Source organism: Pseudomonas psychrophila (assembly GCF_001043005.1).
Classification (GTDB): domain Bacteria; phylum Pseudomonadota; class Gammaproteobacteria; order Pseudomonadales; family Pseudomonadaceae; genus Aquipseudomonas; species Aquipseudomonas psychrophila.
The window spans coordinates 1-710 of the sequence record NZ_JYKZ01000056.1 but is presented as its reverse complement, the minus strand read 5'-3'; the positions used below and the strand labels follow the sequence as shown (position 1 = coordinate 710).

At 61.4% G+C, this 710-nt stretch carries 1 protein-coding gene; it reads left to right on the top strand.

From position 1 onward, the window contains the following. The coding region (locus TU76_RS24025) for a transketolase C-terminal domain-containing protein (RefSeq protein WP_048352652.1) at nt 1–710 on the top strand (710 nt) is incomplete at both ends.

Genomic DNA, 710 nt, shown 5'->3' with positions numbered 1-710 from the left:
GCCGCAACCGACCCGCGCCTGGTCGGCATTACGCCCGCCATGAAAGAAGGCTCGGACCTGATCGCGTTCAGCGAACGTTACCCGCAGCGCTATTTCGATGTGGCGATTGCCGAACAGCACGCAGTGACCTTTGCCGCCGGTATGGCCTGCGAAGGCGCCAAGCCGGTGGTCGCGATTTACTCGACGTTCCTGCAGCGCGGCTACGACCAGTTGGTGCATGACGTGGCCGTTCAAAATCTGGACGTACTGTTCGCCATTGACCGCGCCGGTCTGGTCGGCGAAGACGGTCCGACCCATGCCGGCAGCTTCGACCTGTCTTATCTGCGCTGCATTCCGAGCATGGTCATCATGACCCCGAGCGATGAAAACGAACTGCGCAAGATGCTCACCACCGGGCACCTGTACAACGGCCCGGCGGCCGTACGCTACCCGCGTGGCACCGGCCCGAATGCAACCATCGAGAAAACCCTCGAACCGCTGGAAATCGGCAAAGGGGTGATTCGTCGCCAAGGGTCCAGGGTCGCCATGCTGGTATTTGGCGTACAACTGGCTGAAGCCCTGCAAGTAGCGGAAAAAATCGACGCCACCGTGGTCGACATGCGCTTCGTCAAACCGATGGATGAGGCGTTGGTGCGGGAAATGGCCGATAGCCATGAACTGCTGGTAACCCTCGAAGAGAACGCCATCATGGGCGGCGCGGGCGCGGCTGT